Raw genomic sequence first — 19984 nt, 5'->3', positions numbered from 1 at the left:
TTCAGTTTCTAGTTGCTGCAACCGCATATTTTGAATTATTAGGTATCTTTACGGTCAAGTTTTTACAAAACTGAGCCGTTAATGGAACAATATTATCCTTACATAAAATCCCTTCACTTAATATTTATAATCACATGGTTCGCTGGGCTTTTTTACATTGTCCGTTTGTTTGTCTATCAAATTGAAGCCACCCAGAAACCTTCTCCTGACAAAGAAATTTTAGGTGATCAGTTAAAAATTATGGCTTCCCGACTTTGGAATATCATTACTTGGCCGTCCATGATTTTAGCGCTTTTTTTTGGATTTTGGCTCATTGGAATGCGTATGTTCTTTTTAAGCGATGCGTGGATGCAAGTAAAGTTGGCCTTCGTTCTGCTTTTGATTATCTATCACTTCAAGTGCCATCAAATTTTTAAACAACTTCAAAATGGTGTAGTGAAACATTCGTCAAACTATATGCGCCTTTTTAACGAAGTGCCCACAATAATTCTTTTTGCCGTAGTGTTTTTGGTTATTTTAAAAGATGGCACCAATTGGATTTACGGGACCGTTGGTATTATAGTTTTTGCCGTTTTGTTGATGTTGGGATATAAGATTTACAAAAGAATTCGGGAGAAATAATCTCACCGTTTTTTGGAATTTGGATGTTGGAAGTTTGAATTTTTCCGTTTACGGTGTAATTATTGCTATCTTTCTTTCTCAAAAAAATGTAAATGTACTTTTACAAAAAATCACTTCGCACCCGTATCTTTCTTTCTATGTTCCTTTTGGTTCTGGGAGCTTCGGTGCTTATTGCTATTGTTACCGTCTTTCAATATAAAGAAGAAGCTCAAGATTACCACCGCGACCGATTATTAAGGAAGGAGGCCGCTATTCGTGAAAACATAAATTACGTTTTAAAAACCACTACCTATCCTGTTGAAACGGCTCAGATTCCGCTGATTTTTAAAGATAAAATCTACGAAATAAAAGATATCCACAGTCTTGAGATTTTTCTATATGATCTTGACGGAAATCTTCTGAAATCGTCAAAACCTTCTTTTTTCAAGGATACCGTTTTGCCAAAAATGCCAGATTACGCTTTGGAAATGCTTCAAAACTCTCCCACAAAAAATTATATAAAAGAGTTTGAAGAAGGCGGCCAGAAGTACCAATCTTCTTATACTTTTATTACCGATAGTTACTTTAAACCTTTGGCAATACTCAATTTGCCCTACATTGAAGATGACGGTTTTATTACCAAAGAACTCACCGAATACCTTTACAGGCTTGGAATTGCTTATTTTTTTATGTTGCTGGCGGCCATTGCGCTGGCCTATTTCCTTTCAAAATATATAACACGTTCCCTTAATGAAATAAGTGAAAAACTTACCGAAACCCGCTTCGATACCCGAAACAAAAAAATCCATCTAAGCGATACGCCTACCGAAATTTCCACCATCGTGAATGCTTACAACGGAATGATTGACGAGCTGGAAAACAGCGCCGCACAACTTGCAGCCAGCGAACGCGAAACAGCTTGGCGCGAAATGGCAAAGCAAGTAGCGCACGAAATTAAAAATCCACTAACTCCAATGCGACTTACCGTACAGAGTTTTCAGCGTAAATTCGATCAAAACGATCCCGAAATTGATAAAAAAATGGCGGAATATACCAATACATTGCTTCAGCAAATTGATACATTGAGTTCCATTTCATCAGCCTTTTCAACATATGCAAAAATGCCAGCACAACAGGATGAAACCCTGAATGTGGTGAAAATAAGCAAGCTGGCGCTGGATATTTTTAACGAAGATTATATCTATTTCTTTTCAGAGGAAGATTTAGTTCGCGCACGCTTTGATAGAACCCAACTGATTCGCGTAATTACAAATTTGGTAAAAAACAGTATCCAGTCCATCGAGCAGAAAAAACCCGCCGAACCCCGAATTGATGTGGTGTTAAAAACGGAAGGCGCTTTCGTGAATATTTTGGTCACCGACAATGGTATTGGGGTGCCAGAGGAAAACAGGAACTGCATTTTTGAGCCCCAATTCACCACCAAAACCAGCGGCATGGGCCTAGGTTTGGGAATGGTAAAAAATATAGTTGAAACCTACGGTGGAACAATAACACTGAATTCTTCCGAAGAAAAAACCACTTTTAAAGTCTCGTTTCCTGCAATGCTTTAAGGTTTTTATTAGCTTTGTGCAATAGTAACATTCGCCAAAGATTATTAAAATCATTTGTGAATTCGCGGCAAAAAGCTTTCATCAAAAAATATAATCTCTATGAAATACGAAAACATACTCTCCGAAACCAAAAACGGCATCACTACAATAATTATTAACCGTCCTTCAAAATTGAACGCATTGAATCGCGAGACCATTCAAGAATTGCACGATGCTTTTGAGGATGCCGAAAATTCTTCAAAAACCAAAGTAATAATCATAACAGGAAGTGGCGAAAAAGCCTTTGTTGCTGGAGCTGACATCAGCGAATTTGCAGATTTTTCAATAGAAGAAGGTGGAAAACTGGCCGCTAAAGGACAGGAATTGTTATTCGATTTTGTTGCTAATCTTTCCACCCCAGTAATTGCTGCTGTAAATGGCTTTGCCTTGGGTGGCGGACTGGAACTAGCGATGGCGGCACACTTCCGCATTGCTTCTGAAAACGCAAAAATGGGTCTGCCCGAAGTTTCGTTAGGAGTAATTCCTGGCTATGGCGGCACACAACGTTTGCCTCAACTTGTTGGCAAAGGTCGCGCAATGGAAATGATCATGACCGCCGGAATGATTGATGCCAACCAAGCCTTGCAATACGGCTTAGTAAACCACGTAACTACACCCGAGGAATTACTTGAACTTGCAGAAAAACTTGCTGGAAAAATTATGAGAAATTCTTCTGTTGCCATTGCTTCTGCAATTAGAGCCATTAATGCTAACTTTGAAGATGGTGAAAACGGTTTCGATATTGAAATTGAAGAATTCGGTAACTGTTTTGGGACTGAAGATTTTAAAGAAGGCACACAGGCGTTTCTTCAAAAGCGAAAAGCTGAGTTTCCCGGAAAATAATTAAAACTCTAAATAATATGAAAGTATATCTTCTGTTAAGTTTCGTTTTTGCTTTTACATTTTCATTAATCGCACAAGAAAAAGCCGAACCGTGGTTTAAAGATGGCGAAGCCCAAATTGTTCCAGCTTTTGAAAATCAACAAGATTGGATTAGAACCGATTTATGGGTTGAAACTACTTTTGACACTGACGGCGACGGCAAGCCGGACCGCATGCACGTAGACGTTACAAGGCCCAAACAAACCGAAACCGATGGATTGAAACTTCCCGTAGTTTATGAGTCAAGCCCTTATTTTGCAGGTGTAGCGCCAGAGGTTGAAGGTGCTTTCCACGACGTGCACCACGAATTAGGAGCTTCCGAAAAAGAAATTGTGCATCCATCAGTAACAAGAAGAGGCGAGCGACCTATAATTTCCAACACACAAATCAAAACCTGGGTGCCTCGTGGTTACATTGTTGTACATTCCTCTTCTCCAGGAACGGGACTTTCCCAAGGTTCTCCAACCGTTGGCGGTGATAATGAATCCTTGGCTCCAAAAGCAGTTATCGATTGGTTAAACGGCCGCGCAAAAGGTTATACAGCTCCCGACGGAACTGAAGAAGTAAAAGCATATTGGACCAGTGGAAAAGTAGGAATGACTGGCACTTCATATAACGGAACAATTCCATTGGCTGCAGCAACTACTGGTGTTGAAGGGCTTGAAGCTATCATTCCCATTGCGCCAAATACTTCGTATTACCATTATTACCGTTCTAATGGATTGGTGCGTTCCCCCGGCGGTTATTTAGGTGAAGATGTTGATGTGCTTTACGATTTTATCCACAGTGGTGACGAGTCAAAACGAGCATACAATAATGCAACCTATCGCGATAACGAAATAAAAAACGGTATTGACCGCAAAACAGGCGATTACAACAAATTCTGGGCTGGCCGTGATTATTTAAACGATATGAAACCAATGAAGGCAGCACTTTTTATGTCGCACGGTTTTAATGACTGGAACGTAATGCCAGAGCACAGCTACAGAATTTACAAAGCAGCTGAGGAAATGGGATTGCCCGTAAAAATTTATTATCACCAAAACGGTCACGGCGGGCCGCCCCCATTTTCAATGATGAATAAATGGTTTACGAAATATCTTTTCGGAATAGATAACGGTATTGAAAAAGGTCCAAAAGCTTGGATTGTTCGTGAAAACGATAAAAACGACAACCCTACTCCCTACGCCGATTATCCAAATCCTGATGCTGAAAAAGTTACGCTTCATTTAAATTCCACCTCCCCAAATGAAGGAGTTTTGGCTATCAAAAAGAAGAGTACAGCACAACTAAAAGCTATGTTGAGAGATGACTATCATTTTTCGGGAGATTCGCTCGCGCAACTTAAAAATTCTATTCACAGATTATTATTTGTAACGCCTGTTTTAAAAGAAGATTTGCATCTTTCGGGTCTTTCAAAATTGAACATCAAATTAGCCAGCAGTAAACCAGCTGCAAACCTTTCCGTTTGGATGGTTTCACTGCCTTGGAACAATGACAAGAATGCAAAAATAACCGACAATATTATTACCCGAGGTTGGGCAGATCCGCAGAATTATAAATCCATTTCGGAAAGTGAGCCTTTAAAACCTGGGAAGTTCTATGAAATGTCTTTTAATCTTATTCCAGACGATCAAGTAATTCCAGCTGGGCAGCAGATTGGTTTGATGATTTTTTCAAGCGACAACCAATTCACGCTTTTGCCAAAACCTGGAACTGAACTTACTATTGATCTTGAAGGAACTAGCGTAGAAATTCCTGTTGTTGGTGGAAAAAAAGCTTTGGAAAAAGCAATTAACAAATAGGAATATTTCCAAATATAAAAGGAATTATTCCAAATAATAATTAACTTTGAAGAAACCCATTCTTTAAAGTTTTTTTATGTCTGCTGACTTCCTAAAAGGCCGTGGCGCTCAGAAAAATGTCCACAATCGCTTCTTCGAAAATAGTCACGAAGTATTGGATGAGTATTTGAATTTCTGCGAAGCAGAAGGCGAAGAGGCGGACAAAAACAAAACAAACTACATAGAGGTTTTTCCAAAAACCTTTGTAAACAAAGTGGATAGCCCAGATGTTGGCATGGGCTTTTCTGCAAATCCATACCAAGGTTGCGAACACGGCTGTGTTTATTGTTACGCCCGAAACAGTCACGAATATTGGGGTTATGGTGCAGGTTTGGATTTTGAACGAAACATTCTTTTCAAAAGAAATGCACCACAGCTTTTAGAAGAAAAAATAACTTCCAAAAACTGGCAGGGAAACACTGTCATTTTTTCGGGAAATACAGATTGCTACCAACCGCTGGAACGGAAGCTGGAAATAACCCGAAAATGTTTGGAAGTAATGCTGAAATGGAAACACCCGACGGGTATTATCACAAAAAATTCGTTGATACTTCGCGATCTCGATATATTAAAGGAAATGGCAAAACTGAATATTATTTCAGTAAATATTTCAATCACTTCGCTTTCCGAAGATACACGTAGGTTGTTGGAACCGCGAACTGCTAGTATTAAACAAAGGCTAAAAGTGGTTGAAGTTCTTTCAGAAAACAACATTCCTGTTCGTGTTATGATGGCGCCGATTATTCCTTCATTGAACAGTCATGAAATTCTTCCTTTGGTAAAAAAAGTGGCAGAACTTGGCGCTAACGATGTTGGTTATACGATTGTTCGTTTAAATGGGCAAATTGCAGAAATTTTTAAAGATTGGGCATACAAAACTATTCCGGATAGAGCGGAACGTATTTTAAATCAAATAGCGGAATGTCACGGCGGAAACCTCAACGACAGTAATTGGGGAAGACGAATGAAAGGTGAAGGAACCATTAGCGAACAAGTGAAAAACACGATGGCAATTGCCAAAAAAAGATATTTGAAAGATATGAGAATTGAACCTTTGGATACTTCGCATTTTCTTCAACTTAAAAATCCTCAGATGAAATTATTTTAAATTTCTTTATGGTCTTTGTGCCTCAGTTCTGAAAAATTTCCACGGAGACACAGAGGGCAAAGAAGTTTATTTCATTCCCTCCCATTCCGCATAGAATTGGCTCAGAAATGTTTCCATAAATGCGTGTCTTTCTTCCGCAATTCGTCGCCCGGTTTCAGTATTCAATCTATCTTTTAAGAGAAGTAGCTTCTCATAGAAATGATTGATGGTTGGCGCATCGGAAACTTTGTATTCCGAAGGAGTCATGTTCAAATTCGGTTTTATTTCTGGATCGTAAAGCTTTCTATTTTTAAAACCACCGTAATTGAAAGTTCTTGCAATTCCTATTGCTCCCAGCGCATCAAGTCTATCAGCATCTTGCACAACTTCTAATTCTTTTGAATTGAAGTTGTGGGTTTTGTTACCTCCTTTAAACGAAACGTTTTCAATGATTTTTATAACGTGATCGATTATTTCATCGGTAAGGTTTTGGGTTTTTAGAAAATGTCTTGCTTTTTTAGGCCCCACAGATTCATCGCCATCGTGAAATTTTGAATCGGCAATATCGTGAAGCAATGCACCGAGCGCAACTATCATTTTATCAACTTTTTCACTTTCAGAAATTAGCAGCGCATTTTTATATACCCGTTCAATGTGAAACCAATCGTGGCCTCCTTCGGCATTTTGCAATTCCGCTTTTACAAAAGTGGTTGTGTTTTGTATAATTTCTTCCGAAGAAAATGAAGTCATTATTTGTGGATTTTTGAAGTGATTGTTTCTTCCACCTTGTCAATCAACATTTCAATATCAAAATCCGCGATTTTGATGGCGGGATGGGCAATAATTTCTAAGCGGACACCCAGTTGAATAGGGAACATGCCTCGTCGCTGTAATTTCCAAGAATTGTTGATGGTAACGGGAACAACATATCCGTCGGGAATTTTTTTGAACAGTGTTTGCAATCCGGTTCTTCGGAAAGGTTTTGGAATGCCTGTTTTACTCCGGGTTCCTTCGGGGAAAATAACCCCACTTCTCTTGAATTTCTGAAGGTATTTTGAAAATTTTACCAATTCAACTATCGCTTGCCGGGGGTTTTTTCTGTCTATCAAAATGGAACCGCCGTGACGTAGGTTATAGGAAACAGAAGGAATTCCTTTTCCTAATTCTACTTTGGAAATGAATTTGGGATGATATTTCCGCAGATACCAACTTAAGGGCGAAATATCCCACATACTTTGATGGTTGGAAACAATTATTATCGGCACATTTCTGGGAATCTTCGGGTTTATATCAACGTGAAAAGTGGTTCCCAAAACATTCAAACACCGCAATAAGGTCCAGTTAAAACAATCAACACTTTTTTTGTGTGCTGTGTAGCCAAACCAATTAAAACAAACCCACTGAACTGGATGAAAAACCAAGATGGTAATACCAAAAAGCAGGTAAAATAATACCGAAAAGGGATAGCTTATTATTTTTAAAAGTGCGTTCATTTCGGTCCAAAAGTAAGAAAACCATCATTAAAATGAAGGTTTTCTTTTTGCTTGTTTAAATTTTCAAAATGAAAAAAATCAACGTTTTGATTTCGATTTATTTTTCAATGTATTCCGGTCTATGTATATGTAATTGTAAACACAGAGTAAAACAACCACTAACCAAAATGCTCGGTAAAGCCAATCATTTATTTCTTTTCCGAACAAATGCGATACCTTAGGATCTTGATAAAAGTTAAATAAAAGAGCTCCGAGTGCTAAAATGCCAATGACAATAGTGAACGGCTTGGTGATTTTCATAGCAAACTTTTTAAAGTTTAACAGTATTCGTTATAAGCACCTTTTAGGTTTTCAGCAATCATTTGTGCTGGACGACCTTCAATATGGTGACGTTCTAACATGTGGACCAATTCGCCATTTTTGAATAACGCCATAGACGGTGAGCTTGGCGGAAATGGAACCATATTGGCTCTTGCGGTATCCACGGCTTCGCGATCAACACCTGCAAAAACAGTTACCAAATGGTCTGGTTTTTTTTCGTTTTGAAGTGACATGGCTGCTCCAGGGCGTGCATTGGCAGCTGCGCATCCACAAACAGAGTTTACGACAACTAAAGTGGTTCCTCCTTGCTTTAATGCTTCTTCAACATCATTGGCTGTATGTAATTCGGAAAAGCCTACTTTGGTTAGGTCTTCACGCATGGGTCTTACTAGTTCAGGTGGGTACATAATATCTATATTTAAAGTGTATTAAAATTTGATGGCAAAGATACAAATTTTGAAAGGGGAAATATTTTAAATAAATCCCAAAACTCTTGTAAAAAATTCAAGTTATGAGCCTAAAATCCAAATAAATTACAAATAACAATATTCAAAAACCAGCTAAACATTTCCTTTTTTTTAAATTGGAGCTTGGAGTTTATTTGAGATTTGAAATTTGGTACTTTTAATGTTTACCTTTGTCGGCTCTAAAAAAGAAAAATTACAATTCTATGCTTCGTTGGTTATTGGCCGTTCTTGGTTATTTTGTGTATCGATTTCCCGGTGCAATTGTTGGTTTTGTTTTAGGAAGCCTCTTAGATAACCTAAGTGTAAAAGGCAAAACATTTCAAACTTCCTTCGGTTCATCACAGCAGCAAGTTACACCTGCAGATTTTGAACTAAACCTACTATCTTTAGCTTCTTTAGTTATTAAAGCCGATGGAAACGTGAGTCAGACAGAACTGGATTACGTTCGTCAATATTTTGTACAAGCTTACGGGCGGGAGCGCGCCAATGCCACTTTCAAAGTTTTTAATGAGGTAATAAAGAATCGTGAAATTTCGGCTCAAAACATTTGTACCCTTTTACGCCAACGAACACGTTATGAAAGCCGGTTGCAAATCCTTCATTTTCTATTCAGTATTGCAAATGCAGACGGTAACGTTTCAACAGCGGAGGTAAATGAAATAAATCGCATTGCCGGATTTTTGGGGATTTACGCGCGCGATTTCGAAAGCATCAAAGCTATGTTTTTCAAAAATCCAGACAGTGCTTACAAAATTTTGGAAATAGAAAGAACAGCCACAACTGCCGAAATTAAAACTGCATACCGCACAATGGTAAAAAAATACCATCCCGATAAACTGCAACATCTGGATGAAGCCCACCAAAAAGGCGGCGAGGAAAAGTTCAAAAAAGTGCAGGAAGCCTACGAACAACTTCAGAAGGAGCGGGGATTTTAGCTTCAACTCAGTTACTGACACTTAACTGTAATTTTCTTTAAATTTCTGAAAGTTTCTCTTTAGAAATTAATCAATCGTGAAAATAATGCTCTAAATAATGCTAAAATAGATATATCAGCGATTTATTTTAGTCTTGTCTAAAAATAAAATATGGGTATGTAAAAAAATATATTTACTTTTGTGCCTATGTTTACATTAGCTGAAGAAAACTATTTAAAAGCCATATTTCACTTAGAGCATGAAAGTGCGGGTGACGTTAGCACCAATGCCATCGCTGAAAGTATGGACACAAAGCCATCTTCTGTGACAGACATGATACAAAAACTGGCCGAGAAAAAATTGCTAGTTTATAAACGCTATAAAGGCGCTCAACTTAGCGATACTGGAAGAAAAGTTGCCATAAACGTTATCAGAAAACACCGGTTGTGGGAAGTTTTTTTGGTGGAAAAATTAAATTTCCACTGGGATGAGGTCCACGAAATAGCAGAACAATTAGAGCACATTCAATCTGAAGAGCTCATAACACGACTCGATAAGTTTCTAGGTAGCCCCGATTTTGATCCACACGGCGATCCAATTCCTGATAAACACGGCGTTTTAAAACGCACAGAGAAAAAATTGCTTTCAGAAATCGAGAAAAATCAAAAAGGAGTTTGTGTAGGCGTAAAGGAATCCAGTGCTGAATTCCTTCAATATCTGGACAAAAAGAAAATAAGCATTGGCACCAAAATCAAAGTTTTGGGGAAAGAGTTTTTTGATGGGTCTATGATAATTCAGATAGGGAATGACCAGTTTTTTATTTCAAATAAAATTGCTGAAAACCTCTACGTTCAAACCCAAGAATAACGATGGACAGAAGAAGCCACAAATCACTGGAAGAAGTCCACGGAACCATTGAAACACAAGGAAAAAAATCTCCTTGGAAAAAATTGCTCGCCTTTTTGGGACCTGCGTATTTGGTTAGTGTTGGCTATATGGATCCCGGAAACTGGGCCACCGACATTGCGGGTGGAAGCCAGTTTGGCTATCAACTGATCTGGGTATTGTTAATGAGCAATATTATGGCCCTATTGCTTCAAAGTTTATGTGCCCGTTTGGGCGTTGTACGCGGAAGAGATTTAGCGCAAGCATCCCGGGAAGCTTACAATCCTTTTATAAATTTCATTCTATATATATTAGCCGAAATTGCCATTGTGGCTTGTGATCTAGCTGAGGTTATTGGAATGGCTATTGGTTTGAACCTGCTTTTTGGCTTACCAATGATTTGGGGTGTTACGATTACGGCGCTTGATACTTTTTTGCTGCTCTTCCTTTTAAATAAAGGCATGCGCAAAATGGAAGTATTTATCATAGGGTTAATTTTTATTATTGGAGGTTCCTTTGTTGTTGAAATGTTTTTTGCGAAACCTGATATGGGTGATCTTATGGCAGGTTTCATTCCTTCACTTCCCAACAGCGCTGCTTTGTACATTGCAATTGGTATTATTGGGGCAACCGTAATGCCGCACAACCTATACTTACATTCTTCTCTCGTGCAATCGCGAAAAATAGAACGGACAAAAAAGGGAATTAAGCAAGCATTGAAATTCAATTTTATAGATTCAGCCATTGCGCTCAACCTTGCCTTTTTTGTGAATGCTGCCATTTTAATACTTGCGGCAGCAGTTTTCCACAAAAATGGAATGTTTGAAGTTGCAGAAATACAAGACGCACATGCACTGTTAGAACCACTTTTAGGGTCAAGCTTGGCGCCTACTTTTTTTGCAGTTGCCTTGATTGCAGCTGGACAGAGCAGTACACTTACGGGAACATTAGCAGGACAGATTGTAATGGAAGGCCATTTAAATTTGCGTATCCAGCCTTGGGTCCGAAGATTGATTACCCGCATGCTGGCCATTATTCCCGCAATTTTTACGGTAATCTATTTTGGCGAAAGCGGAACTGGTAAATTGCTTGTTTTAAGTCAAGTAGTGCTGAGTTTACAACTTGGTTTTGCCATCATACCTTTGATCCATTTTGTGAGCAACAAAAAACTGATGGGAGATTTCAACATAAAATGGCCCCTTCGGGTTGCCTCTTGGCTTGTTACTTTAATTATTGTAGCGCTAAATGCAAAGTTGGTTTATGATGAAATATTGGGCTGGCTTACCACTTCCGAAAATCCAATCTATATATGGGTGTTTGTAGTTCCTGTGGCTATAGGCGCAGCCATATTGCTCCTATATATTACATTCAAATCCACGGCGAAGGATATCGCGACCGAAAATCGTAAAATGGTTCCGCATATACTCGATGCCAAAGTGGACGAACTGGCGCAGCCACTTTCCTATAAGAAAATTGCGGTTCCTGTAGATTTTTCCACTTCAGATGAAAAAAGTATTTCCGCAGCACTTCAATTAGGTGGCAAAGATGCCGAATATACGCTTATTCACATTGTTGAAACACCCGGAGCGATGATATACGGAGATGAAATAGACGATTATGAAACCGAAAGCGATGAAGCCTTTTTGAATATTTATAAAGAAAAACTACAAGAAAAGGGATACAAGGTTTCGGTAGAACTTGGTTTTGGCTCTGCAAAAAAAATTATCCCTAAAATTGTGAACGCATCCGACTTTGATTTACTGGTTTTGGGCGGGCACGGACACACAGGTATAAAAGATTTGCTATTTGGAACCACAGTGGATAGTGTTCGCCACAGAGTAAATATTCCTGTTTTTATTGTTTAACAAAATCGGGGGTGGGTCTGTTTTTAAAATTTTGAATTTTCTGGCACTATTTTTTATAGTATCTTTAAAATTGAAAAAACAAAAACAATGAAAAATTCACTATTAGCAATTATAATTCTTTTTTCAAGCTTTGCTTTTGGGCAAGAAGATTCTGCAGAAACCCCTAAAATTGGAGTGAAAATACCAATTGGACAAGCAATTGTTATAAAAGGTGTTTCTATAAAATTTTTAGAGGTTATAGAAGATTCACGCTGCCCAACTGGTGTGCAATGTATTTGGGCTGGCCGTGCAATAGTAAAGGCTGCAGTAACCTCAAACGGAAAAACTGAAGAAAAAACATTAACTTTTGGTGAAACAAAACCAGGAGAGGAAAAAAATACCAATCTTTATAATTCGAAAGAATTTGCTATTAACGGATTGACACTAAATCCATATCCAACTTCTGAAAATACAGGCAAAGATAAAGGCTACTTTTTATTGGTTTGCGAAGAGAAAAACAACTAATTAATGGCAACCACAGTCTTTCCTGCCACATTTGGTTTTTTCACCATCTAGCGTACCTGTTGAGCTTTGGCGCGCTTCAAAAATAGGATTCCAAACAAACTTTTTAATCAAAAAGCCTGCGGCCAATAAAAACGTTACTAAAACTAATATTGTTTGCATAGGGCAAAGATAGTCAAAAGCCCCTAAACCCCCAAAGGGGAGCTTATTCTTGACGAAGAAATCCGTAAATTAAAGAAAACTACAACTGCCACAATCTGAATGGTCGCCAGGCTTATTCTTTTTTGGACTTTTACCGATTTTAAAGGGATTCCATACGAACTTTGTAATCATAAAGAATACTGCGAATACGAAGGTTATTAAAACTAATATTGTTTGCATACAAAAAAATATTAAAATCGATTGAACTAAATACCCTTTTCGGCAAAAGATATTATTTCAAAAACTGATAGGCAGCCAAGGCCACAACATAAGCAATAGCGCTCATAACAACCAATTGCCACATAGGCCACTTCCAACTGTTGGTTTCTTTTTTAACAATTGCCAAAGTACTCATACACTGCATGGCAAAAGCATAAAACAGTAATAACGAAACTCCGCTAGCAAAATTGAAAAGCGGGCCACCCAAAATAGGATTTATCTCTGCTGCCATTCTGTTTTTAATGGTTTGTTCATCGTCACTGCCCACGCTATAAATGGTAGCAAGCGTTCCTACAAATACTTCGCGTGCGGCAAAGGAGCTCACTAGGGCAATCCCTATTTTCCAATCATAACCCAAGGGGCGCACGGCAGGTTCAATGGCGTGGCCTACGTGACCAATATAGGAATGTTCCAATTTATAGGAATCTATGTGCATCGCAATCTCTTCTTCTGAAAGATTTTGTGAAGCGTATTCATTTTTAATGATTTCTTCTGCATTATTAAAATCCCCAGGACCATAAGAAGCCAATACCCAAAGAATAATTGAAATTGCAAGAATTATTTTTCCTGCTCCAAAAACAAACGCTTTGGTTTTCTCAATTACAGTAATAATCACGTTTTTGGGAAGCGGAAGTTTATAATTGGGCATTTCAACCACAAAGAAACTTTTGGAACGGATTTTCAAAATTTTATCAAGCAAATACGCTGAAAATATTGCGGCACCAAAACCTAAAATATACATAAACATTAAGGTAAGGCCTTGCAAACTGAAAATTCCCAAAACCCGGGTGTCTGGAATTACTAGAGCTATAATTATTAAATAAACCGGCAACCGCGCTGAACAAGTAGTAAAAGGCGTAACCAAAATAGTGATCAACCGTTCCTTCCAATTTTCAATATTTCGTGTAGCCATAATCGCGGGAATGGCACAGGCAGTTCCGGCAACCAAAGGGACAACACTTTTCCCGCTGAGCCCAAAACGACGCATTAATTTGTCCATCAAAAAAACAACACGGCTCATATAACCTGTTTCTTCCAAAATGGAAATGAATAGAAAAAGGAACGCTATCTGCGGAATAAAAATGACGATTCCACCAAGACCTGGAATTATTCCCTCGGCTATCAAACTAGAAAAATCTCCTGGCGGTAATGTGTTTTTGGCCCATTCACTTAAAGAAGCAAAGGTGCTGTCTATAAAATCCATCGGGTAAGCGCTCCAATCAAAAATAGCCTGAAAAATGAGCAAAAGTATTCCAAAGAAAATGACATAGCCCCAAACTTTGTGGGTTAAAACGCGGTCTAAACGGCTTCTTAAATCCTTTGCGTTGGCAGTGTCTATATGAAGCGTTTCTTTTAAAGTTTCGTTTATAAACTGATAGCGAATCACGGTTTCCTTTTGCTGGAGTCGTTTCAGATTGCTAATGGACTCTGTTTGGAAAGAAGCAACGCCTTTCAACTCATTTCTATCCAATTTTCCGAAATTCACGTCTTGCGTTATTACCAGCCAGAGCTTGTAAAGGTCTTGGTTTGGAAAGGCTTTTCGCAATCGGTCAAAATATTCCGGAGAAATACTGGAGGCGTTCAGGCTTGGTTTTGTGGAAAGGTGTTTATAATCTTCTATCAGCTCCTTTAAATAATCGAACCCCAGATTTTTCCGTGAACTGATAAGGGCGATTTTTGTCTTTAATTTTTTTTCAAGCGCAGGAACGTTTAGCGAAATTGCTTTCCGTTTCATCCTGTCCGACATATTTATTGCGAGAATTGTGGGAATTCCCAAATCCTTAATTTGTGTAAAAAGAAGTAGGTTTCGTTTCAGATTTTCAATATCGGCAACTACTACGGCAACATCAGGAAAATCTTTGTCGTTTTTGTTCAGTAGAAGTTCAATCACAACATTTTCATCTACCGAGGAAGCATTCAAACTATAGGTTCCGGGTAAATCGAGTACATGAACTTTACAAGCTCGTCCAAACTTGCAAGTACCTTGTTTCTTTTCAACTGTGATTCCGGGATAGTTTCCCACTTTTTGGTTCAGCCCTGTAAGCCGATTAAACACAGAGGTTTTTCCTGTGTTTGGGTTTCCAATAAGAGCAACATTTATGTGTTTTGCCATACTTCAACTGAGCCTGTCCTGAGCCTGTCGAAGGGTTCAGTAACCAGCGGATGTATTATAAATTTATATCAATTCAATTTCAATCAGGCAGGCAGTTTCCTTCCGAATGGCAAGGTGACTGCCATTGATGTTTAGGTACAAAGGATCGTTGAATGGAGCTATTTGTACCAAAGAAACTTCATTGCCCGGAAGACAGCCCATCTCTAAAAGTTTAAGGGGAACAACATCTACCGAAAAATCCTTGATAATGCCACGCTGCCCTTTTTTTAATGATGCGATTGTAATCATCTTTTTATTTAGATTGATTTTAAACAAGGCAAATGTAAAGGTTTTATTTTAGAATGAAGAATTCAGAATTCAGAATTATTCAGCTCGAGCATAACTTTTATAAAGTTTTAAACTTTTTAATGTTAGTAGCATCAATCTTCCTGTTCCAAAATTTTAATATCCGTCAATAATTTTTCAATAGACTCCGAATCGGTGCCGTCATAAAAACCGCGAATGCGCTTCTTTTTATCAACGAGCACAAAATTTTCAGTGTGCACCAAGTCATTGTCAGAATATGGAACATCTTTCGCCGCTAGGTAGGATTTTCTGGCCAGGTCGTAAATTTCTTTTTTGTCGCCTGTTACCAAGTTCCATTTTGCATCGTTCACGCCTTTTTCCAAAGCGTATTTTTTAAGTTGGGCAACAGAGTCAATTTCTGGAGTTACAGTATGTGAGAGCAACAGGACCCCATCATCATTTTTCAATCTTTCTTGTATTTCTACCATATTATCCGTCATTATTGGGCAAATGGTCTGGCAGGTTGTGAAGAAAAAATCGGCCACATATATTTTGTCTTTGTAATCTTCCTCCGTAATGGTCTTCCCATTTTGGTTGGTCAAGCTAAAATCTGCAATGGTGTGGTATTTTTTTACATATAGAAGAGTGGTATCCACGAGTTCTTCTGAAACATCTGCAGGTTGATAGATTTTCAATACTTTTTTGGGTATCATTATTTGGTAAATGATCAGAATAATGATAATTGAAAGGATAAGAAAAAAAACTGCAAAGAATTTATATTTCTTGAAAAAAGTAAGCATCGCGTTAAATTTTAGACTGAAGTCACATATTTTGGCGCAAAAATAAGTCCTAATTATATCAAAATGAATACATTTAACATCCTAATTTCACGTTGAAATGAATCCTTTGGTTTCTCCTTACTACATCTTCAGAAATCGTCCCATTAATTTCAACCACCGTATAATCAAAACAAATATTTTACAATGAAAGCAATAGTACTCCCCTTTTTATTTTTAATCTCCCTTTTTTCCTTTTCGCAAAATTTTAGAACCGATGACATTAGTGAAGCAGAAGCCAAAGCAGCAACGGGTTTGTTTACTACCCAACGCAATATGAACACCGGCAACTATGATATTAAATATGCTCGGTTGGAATTGAACATAGATCCCACCCAAGCATTTATTAGCGGCAAGGTAACTTCACATTTTGAAGCGAAAGAAAACTTGAATGCCGTTACTTTTGAACTTGTGGACAATATGACCGTTTCAGCAGTAACACAACGTGGCACACCGCTTTCCTTCACTCAAAACAATAATGATGAAGTAGTAATCACACTGCCTCAAATGCAAAATCAAGGTGTTTTAGATTCGCTTTCCATTAGTTATTCTGGAAACCCGATAAGTTCTGGATTTGGTTCTTTTGAAATAGACACACATAATGGCGACCCTGTGATGTGGACGCTTTCGGAGCCTTTTGGCGCAAAAGCATGGTGGCCATGCAAACAGGATTTAATTGATAAAATAGAAATGTTGGATGTTTATATTACCACCCCACGTTTCAATCCTTCCAATGAAGAATATGTGGCGGTATCCAATGGTTTAGAATTGAGCCAAACAATAAATGGCAACAACAAAACAACCCATTACAGGCACCAACATCCCATTCCTGCCTATTTGGTTGCAGTTGCGGTAACCAACTATACTGTTTATTCGCATACAGTTGCAAACAACGGAAACCCTTTTGAAATTGTAAATTACATTTATCCAGAAGACCTAAGTTATGCACAACAACGCACTCCAATTACGGTTGATATAATTAATCTATACGCAGACCTTTTTGAACCCTATCCATATGCCGATGAAAAATACGGTCATGCCGAATTTGGCTGGGGCGGTGGTATGGAACACACTACTGTTTCGTTTATGGGTGGGCTCAGCCGCGGACTTATTGCTCACGAGCTTGGGCACCAATGGTTTGGCGACAAGGTAACCTGCGGAAGCTGGCAAGATATATGGCTTAATGAAGGTTTTGCAACCTATTTGGCTGGAATGGTAATCGAGAATTTGGATGGCGAAGCAGCTTTTAGAAGTTGGAAACAAGACCAGATTTCTTCCATTACCCAAGAGACAGATGGATCTGTATATATTCCTGTACAGGACACAACCTCCGTTAATAGAATTTTCAGTAGCAGGCTTACCTACAACAAAGGCTCCATGGTACTGCATATGCTTCGTAAGAAAGTGGGCGATGCTATTTTCTTTCAAGGCTTAAAAGATTATTTAGCCGATCCAGCACTCGCTTACGGCTACGCAAAGACCCCAGATCTCATCAGAAATGTAGAAAATGCGAGCGGCGAGGATCTATCAGAATTTTTTAATGACTGGATTTACGGAGAAGGCTACCCACGTTTTACCATAACCTGGAACCAAGCCATTGCAGGAAGCCTTAATGTGAAAATAACCCAGTTCCAAAGCCATCCTTCTGTATCGTATTTTGAAGTACCTGTCCCGCTAAGACTTCACGGAACACAGGGCGAAACACTGGATATTGTTTTAGACAACACTTTTGATGGCCAGACTTTTCAACCTGCGGTGCCCTTTACTGTACAAAGCGTTCAGTTTGACCCAGAACACGATATTATTTCAAAAAACAATCAAGTTATTTTAGGCACAGACGATTTGGCATTTGACCAGCAACTAGTTTTATATCCAAATCCAGCTTCGGGTGTTATCAACATTCACAAACCAGATGCACTGCAAGTGAACCAGGTTCGTGTTTACAACACTTTAGGACAAATGCTTTATTCCGAAGTTTATTCAGAAACGATTGATGTTTCAAAGTTTTCAAAAGGCATTTTGTTCTTTCAAATGGAAACGACAAAAGGAGTTATCAATAAAACCATTGTGAAAGAATAGATTCAAAATACCAAGAAAACTACTTCAAAATAATAAATAAGCGGGAACACACCCGCTTATTTTTTTTGCAAGCTCTAAAAGGTTACTTTTGTGCGATTTTTTGCTGAAACTGACACACTGCAAGAAATATCATTTTAGGCTCGATTTTGGTAACAAGTGATTTATAATCGAGACTATTAAAAACATATTTAAAAACACTATGAGTCCATTTTTTATAAAAACCATTCAACTTCTTTTAAGTTTATCCATATTAATCGTGCTCCATGAATTGGGGCATTTCATTCCCGCAAAACTTTTTAAAACTAGGGTCGAAAAATTCTATCTTTTCTTTGATGTGAAGTTTTCACTTTTCAAAAAGAAAATAGGCGACACCGTATACGGAATCGGGTGGTTGCCTTTGGGGGGCTATATAAAAATAGCCGGAATGATAGACGAAAGCATGGATAAGGAACAAATGGCCGGTCCGCCGCAACCATGGGAATTCCGAAGCAAGCCAGCTTGGCAACGTCTTATTATTATGCTTGGCGGTGTAACGGTGAACATTATCGTGGGATTTGTGATTTATATGGGGATTCTGTATTTCTACGGAAGAAATATTACTACTGCTGAAGATCTTCCACAAGGGTTTGCTGTTACCGAACAATTTAAGGAGTATGGTTTTCAAGATGGCGATCAGATTTTAAGTATAAATGGAGAGCCGCTGGACGATGTGCTCGAAATAAACCGATATATTTTCGTTCGGAATGTCTCAATTGTAGAAGTGAAGCACGCTGATGGAAGCATTGAAAATATTAACGTTCCAGAAGATGCAGGTTCTAAAATGTTCAAAAGTGGTATAATGCCCGCCTTCAGTCCACGACAAAATATTGTATTAGATTCTGTATGGACCGACTATCCAGCACAAAAGGCAGGTTTATTAAAATCGGATAAAATAGTTTCGATTAATGGACAAGATATTCAATATTTAGGTGAATTTGAGAAAATAGCTGAAGCCAATAAAGGCAAAGAAAATACATTAATTGTAGCGCGAGCTAATCAATTAGACACTTTAAAAGTTATTCCCGATGAAAAAGGAACTTTTGGTGTAACGTTTTCTTCAAAGGAACTTAATTCGCAATTGGGCAAAACTGAAATAAAGTACTCTTTGGGCGAAAGTATTGTCGGCGGTTTCGGTTTTGGCTATGACACTTTAAAAGATTATGTAGCCCAATTTAAATATGTATTTACCCAAGAAGGAGCTACAAAAGTAGGCGGTTTTGGTGCCATCGGCAACCTTTTTCCTGGTGTTTGGGATTGGCAAAGTTTCTGGGCAACCACGGCTTTAATCTCAATAATCCTCGCATTTATGAACATTCTGCCCATTCCGGCTTTGGATGGTGGTCACGTAATGTTCCTTTTATACGAAATTGTAACAGGCAGAAAACCGAATGACAAGTTTATGGAATATGCCCAAATGGTCGGCTTCTTCATTTTGATAGCCTTAGTGCTCTTCGCTAACGGGAACGATATTTATCGTTGGCTGTTTGAATAAAACAAAACATATAATTTTTTCAAAAAATACTTCGGAATAACAACCGGAGTATTTTTTTTTGAAATATTTGATGACATTTCCATTCCTTTTCCGATGTATTTAAAATGGCGAAGTTGAATTTTCGGCTTTTGGACAATAAAATAGGTAATGGATAAGTTCCTTTAAACGATAAAAAATCTCCATTTACCTTAAGTTGGTCAAAAATTTTAAAACGATTGCGGATATATTGTATCTTTCTGTATTGTTTTATA

General features: G+C 38.2%; 17 protein-coding genes. 11 read left to right on the top strand and 6 right to left on the bottom strand.

Translation table 11 applies throughout. From position 1 onward, the window contains the following. Positions 1 to 81: 81 nt before the first annotated feature. The 5 genes from ESU54_RS01335 (at position 82) to ESU54_RS01315 (ending at position 6044) form a co-directional block, all read left to right on the top strand. Positions 82 to 621, top strand: a complete 540-nt coding sequence (locus ESU54_RS01335) for a CopD family protein (RefSeq protein ID WP_111842908.1) — start codon at positions 82 to 84, stop codon at positions 619 to 621. 92 nt (positions 622 to 713) lie between these two features. Then, complete coding sequence (locus ESU54_RS01330; RefSeq protein ID WP_111842909.1) at positions 714 to 2171, top strand: sensor histidine kinase; 1458 nt, start codon at positions 714 to 716, stop codon at positions 2169 to 2171. 99 nt (positions 2172 to 2270) lie between these two features. Then, positions 2271 to 3053, top strand: a complete 783-nt coding sequence (locus tag ESU54_RS01325; RefSeq protein ID WP_111842910.1) for an enoyl-CoA hydratase/isomerase family protein — start codon at positions 2271 to 2273, stop codon at positions 3051 to 3053. Between the two features lie 17 nt (positions 3054 to 3070). After that, the gene (locus ESU54_RS01320; RefSeq protein WP_111842911.1) at positions 3071 to 4897 is read left to right on the top strand and encodes a Xaa-Pro dipeptidyl-peptidase; all 1827 of its coding nucleotides are present in this window, start codon (positions 3071 to 3073) and stop codon (positions 4895 to 4897) included. Between the two features lie 76 nt (positions 4898 to 4973). Continuing rightward, positions 4974 to 6044, top strand: a complete 1071-nt coding sequence (locus ESU54_RS01315) for a PA0069 family radical SAM protein (protein WP_111842912.1) — start codon at positions 4974 to 4976, stop codon at positions 6042 to 6044. Positions 6045 to 6110: 66 nt separating this feature from the next. On the opposite strand, the gene ESU54_RS01310 is transcribed toward ESU54_RS01315, so the two are convergent. From ESU54_RS01310 to ESU54_RS01300, 3 genes are all read right to left on the bottom strand, one after another. After that, the gene (locus ESU54_RS01310; RefSeq protein WP_111842913.1) at positions 6111 to 6773 is read right to left on the bottom strand and encodes an HD domain-containing protein; all 663 of its coding nucleotides are present in this window, start codon (positions 6771 to 6773) and stop codon (positions 6111 to 6113) included. Then, positions 6773 to 7516, bottom strand: a complete 744-nt coding sequence (locus tag ESU54_RS01305; protein ID WP_111842914.1) for a lysophospholipid acyltransferase family protein — start codon at positions 7514 to 7516, stop codon at positions 6773 to 6775. The genes ESU54_RS01310 and ESU54_RS01305 overlap by 1 nt, the downstream gene beginning before the upstream one ends. A gap of 317 nt (positions 7517 to 7833) precedes the next feature. After that, the gene (locus ESU54_RS01300) at positions 7834 to 8244 is read right to left on the bottom strand and encodes a BrxA/BrxB family bacilliredoxin (RefSeq protein ID WP_111842916.1); all 411 of its coding nucleotides are present in this window, start codon (positions 8242 to 8244) and stop codon (positions 7834 to 7836) included. A gap of 263 nt (positions 8245 to 8507) precedes the next feature. Between ESU54_RS01300 and ESU54_RS01295 the strand changes: the two genes are divergently transcribed. From ESU54_RS01295 to ESU54_RS01280, 4 genes are all read left to right on the top strand, one after another. Then, a complete protein-coding gene (locus ESU54_RS01295) occupies positions 8508 to 9239 on the top strand; it encodes a TerB family tellurite resistance protein (RefSeq protein ID WP_111842917.1) in 732 nt (243 codons plus the stop codon). A gap of 186 nt (positions 9240 to 9425) precedes the next feature. Beyond that, positions 9426 to 10085 carry a metal-dependent transcriptional regulator gene (locus tag ESU54_RS01290; RefSeq protein WP_111842918.1) on the top strand — a complete coding sequence of 220 codons (660 nt, stop codon included), beginning with the start codon at positions 9426 to 9428 and terminating at the stop codon, positions 10083 to 10085. A 2-nt stretch (positions 10086 to 10087) separates the two neighbouring features. Then, a complete protein-coding gene (locus ESU54_RS01285) occupies positions 10088 to 11968 on the top strand; it encodes an Nramp family divalent metal transporter (protein WP_111842919.1) in 1881 nt (626 codons plus the stop codon). Positions 11969 to 12055: 87 nt separating this feature from the next. Further along, positions 12056 to 12472 carry a hypothetical protein gene (locus tag ESU54_RS01280; protein WP_111842920.1) on the top strand — a complete coding sequence of 139 codons (417 nt, stop codon included), beginning with the start codon at positions 12056 to 12058 and terminating at the stop codon, positions 12470 to 12472. Positions 12473 to 12902: 430 nt separating this feature from the next. Here ESU54_RS01280 and feoB read toward each other — a convergent pair whose 3' ends face one another. From feoB to ESU54_RS01265, 3 genes are all read right to left on the bottom strand, one after another. After that, the gene (feoB, locus tag ESU54_RS01275; RefSeq protein WP_111842921.1) at positions 12903 to 15002 is read right to left on the bottom strand and encodes a ferrous iron transport protein B; all 2100 of its coding nucleotides are present in this window, start codon (positions 15000 to 15002) and stop codon (positions 12903 to 12905) included. A 63-nt stretch (positions 15003 to 15065) separates the two neighbouring features. Then, positions 15066 to 15290 carry a FeoA family protein gene (locus ESU54_RS01270; protein WP_111842922.1) on the bottom strand — a complete coding sequence of 75 codons (225 nt, stop codon included), beginning with the start codon at positions 15288 to 15290 and terminating at the stop codon, positions 15066 to 15068. A gap of 131 nt (positions 15291 to 15421) precedes the next feature. Further along, the gene (locus tag ESU54_RS01265; protein ID WP_111842923.1) at positions 15422 to 16087 is read right to left on the bottom strand and encodes an SCO family protein; all 666 of its coding nucleotides are present in this window, start codon (positions 16085 to 16087) and stop codon (positions 15422 to 15424) included. A 183-nt stretch (positions 16088 to 16270) separates the two neighbouring features. On the opposite strand from ESU54_RS01265, the gene ESU54_RS01260 reads away from it, so the two are divergent. Together ESU54_RS01260 and rseP are read left to right on the top strand one after the other, a co-directional pair. Next, positions 16271 to 18202, top strand: coding sequence for a M1 family aminopeptidase (locus ESU54_RS01260; RefSeq protein WP_111842924.1), 1932 nt, complete (start codon positions 16271 to 16273; stop codon positions 18200 to 18202). A gap of 199 nt (positions 18203 to 18401) precedes the next feature. Beyond that, on the top strand, positions 18402 to 19733 hold the full coding sequence (gene rseP, locus ESU54_RS01255) for an RIP metalloprotease RseP (RefSeq protein ID WP_111842925.1): 1332 nt from the start codon (positions 18402 to 18404) through the stop codon (positions 19731 to 19733). The last annotated feature ends 251 nt before the right edge of the window (positions 19734 to 19984 follow it).

The organism is Aequorivita antarctica (genome assembly GCF_007997155.1).
Lineage (GTDB): Bacteria > Bacteroidota > Bacteroidia > Flavobacteriales > Flavobacteriaceae > Aequorivita > Aequorivita antarctica.
Note: the sequence above shows the minus strand (reverse complement) of the source record. Positions and strands in the feature narration are given on the sequence as shown.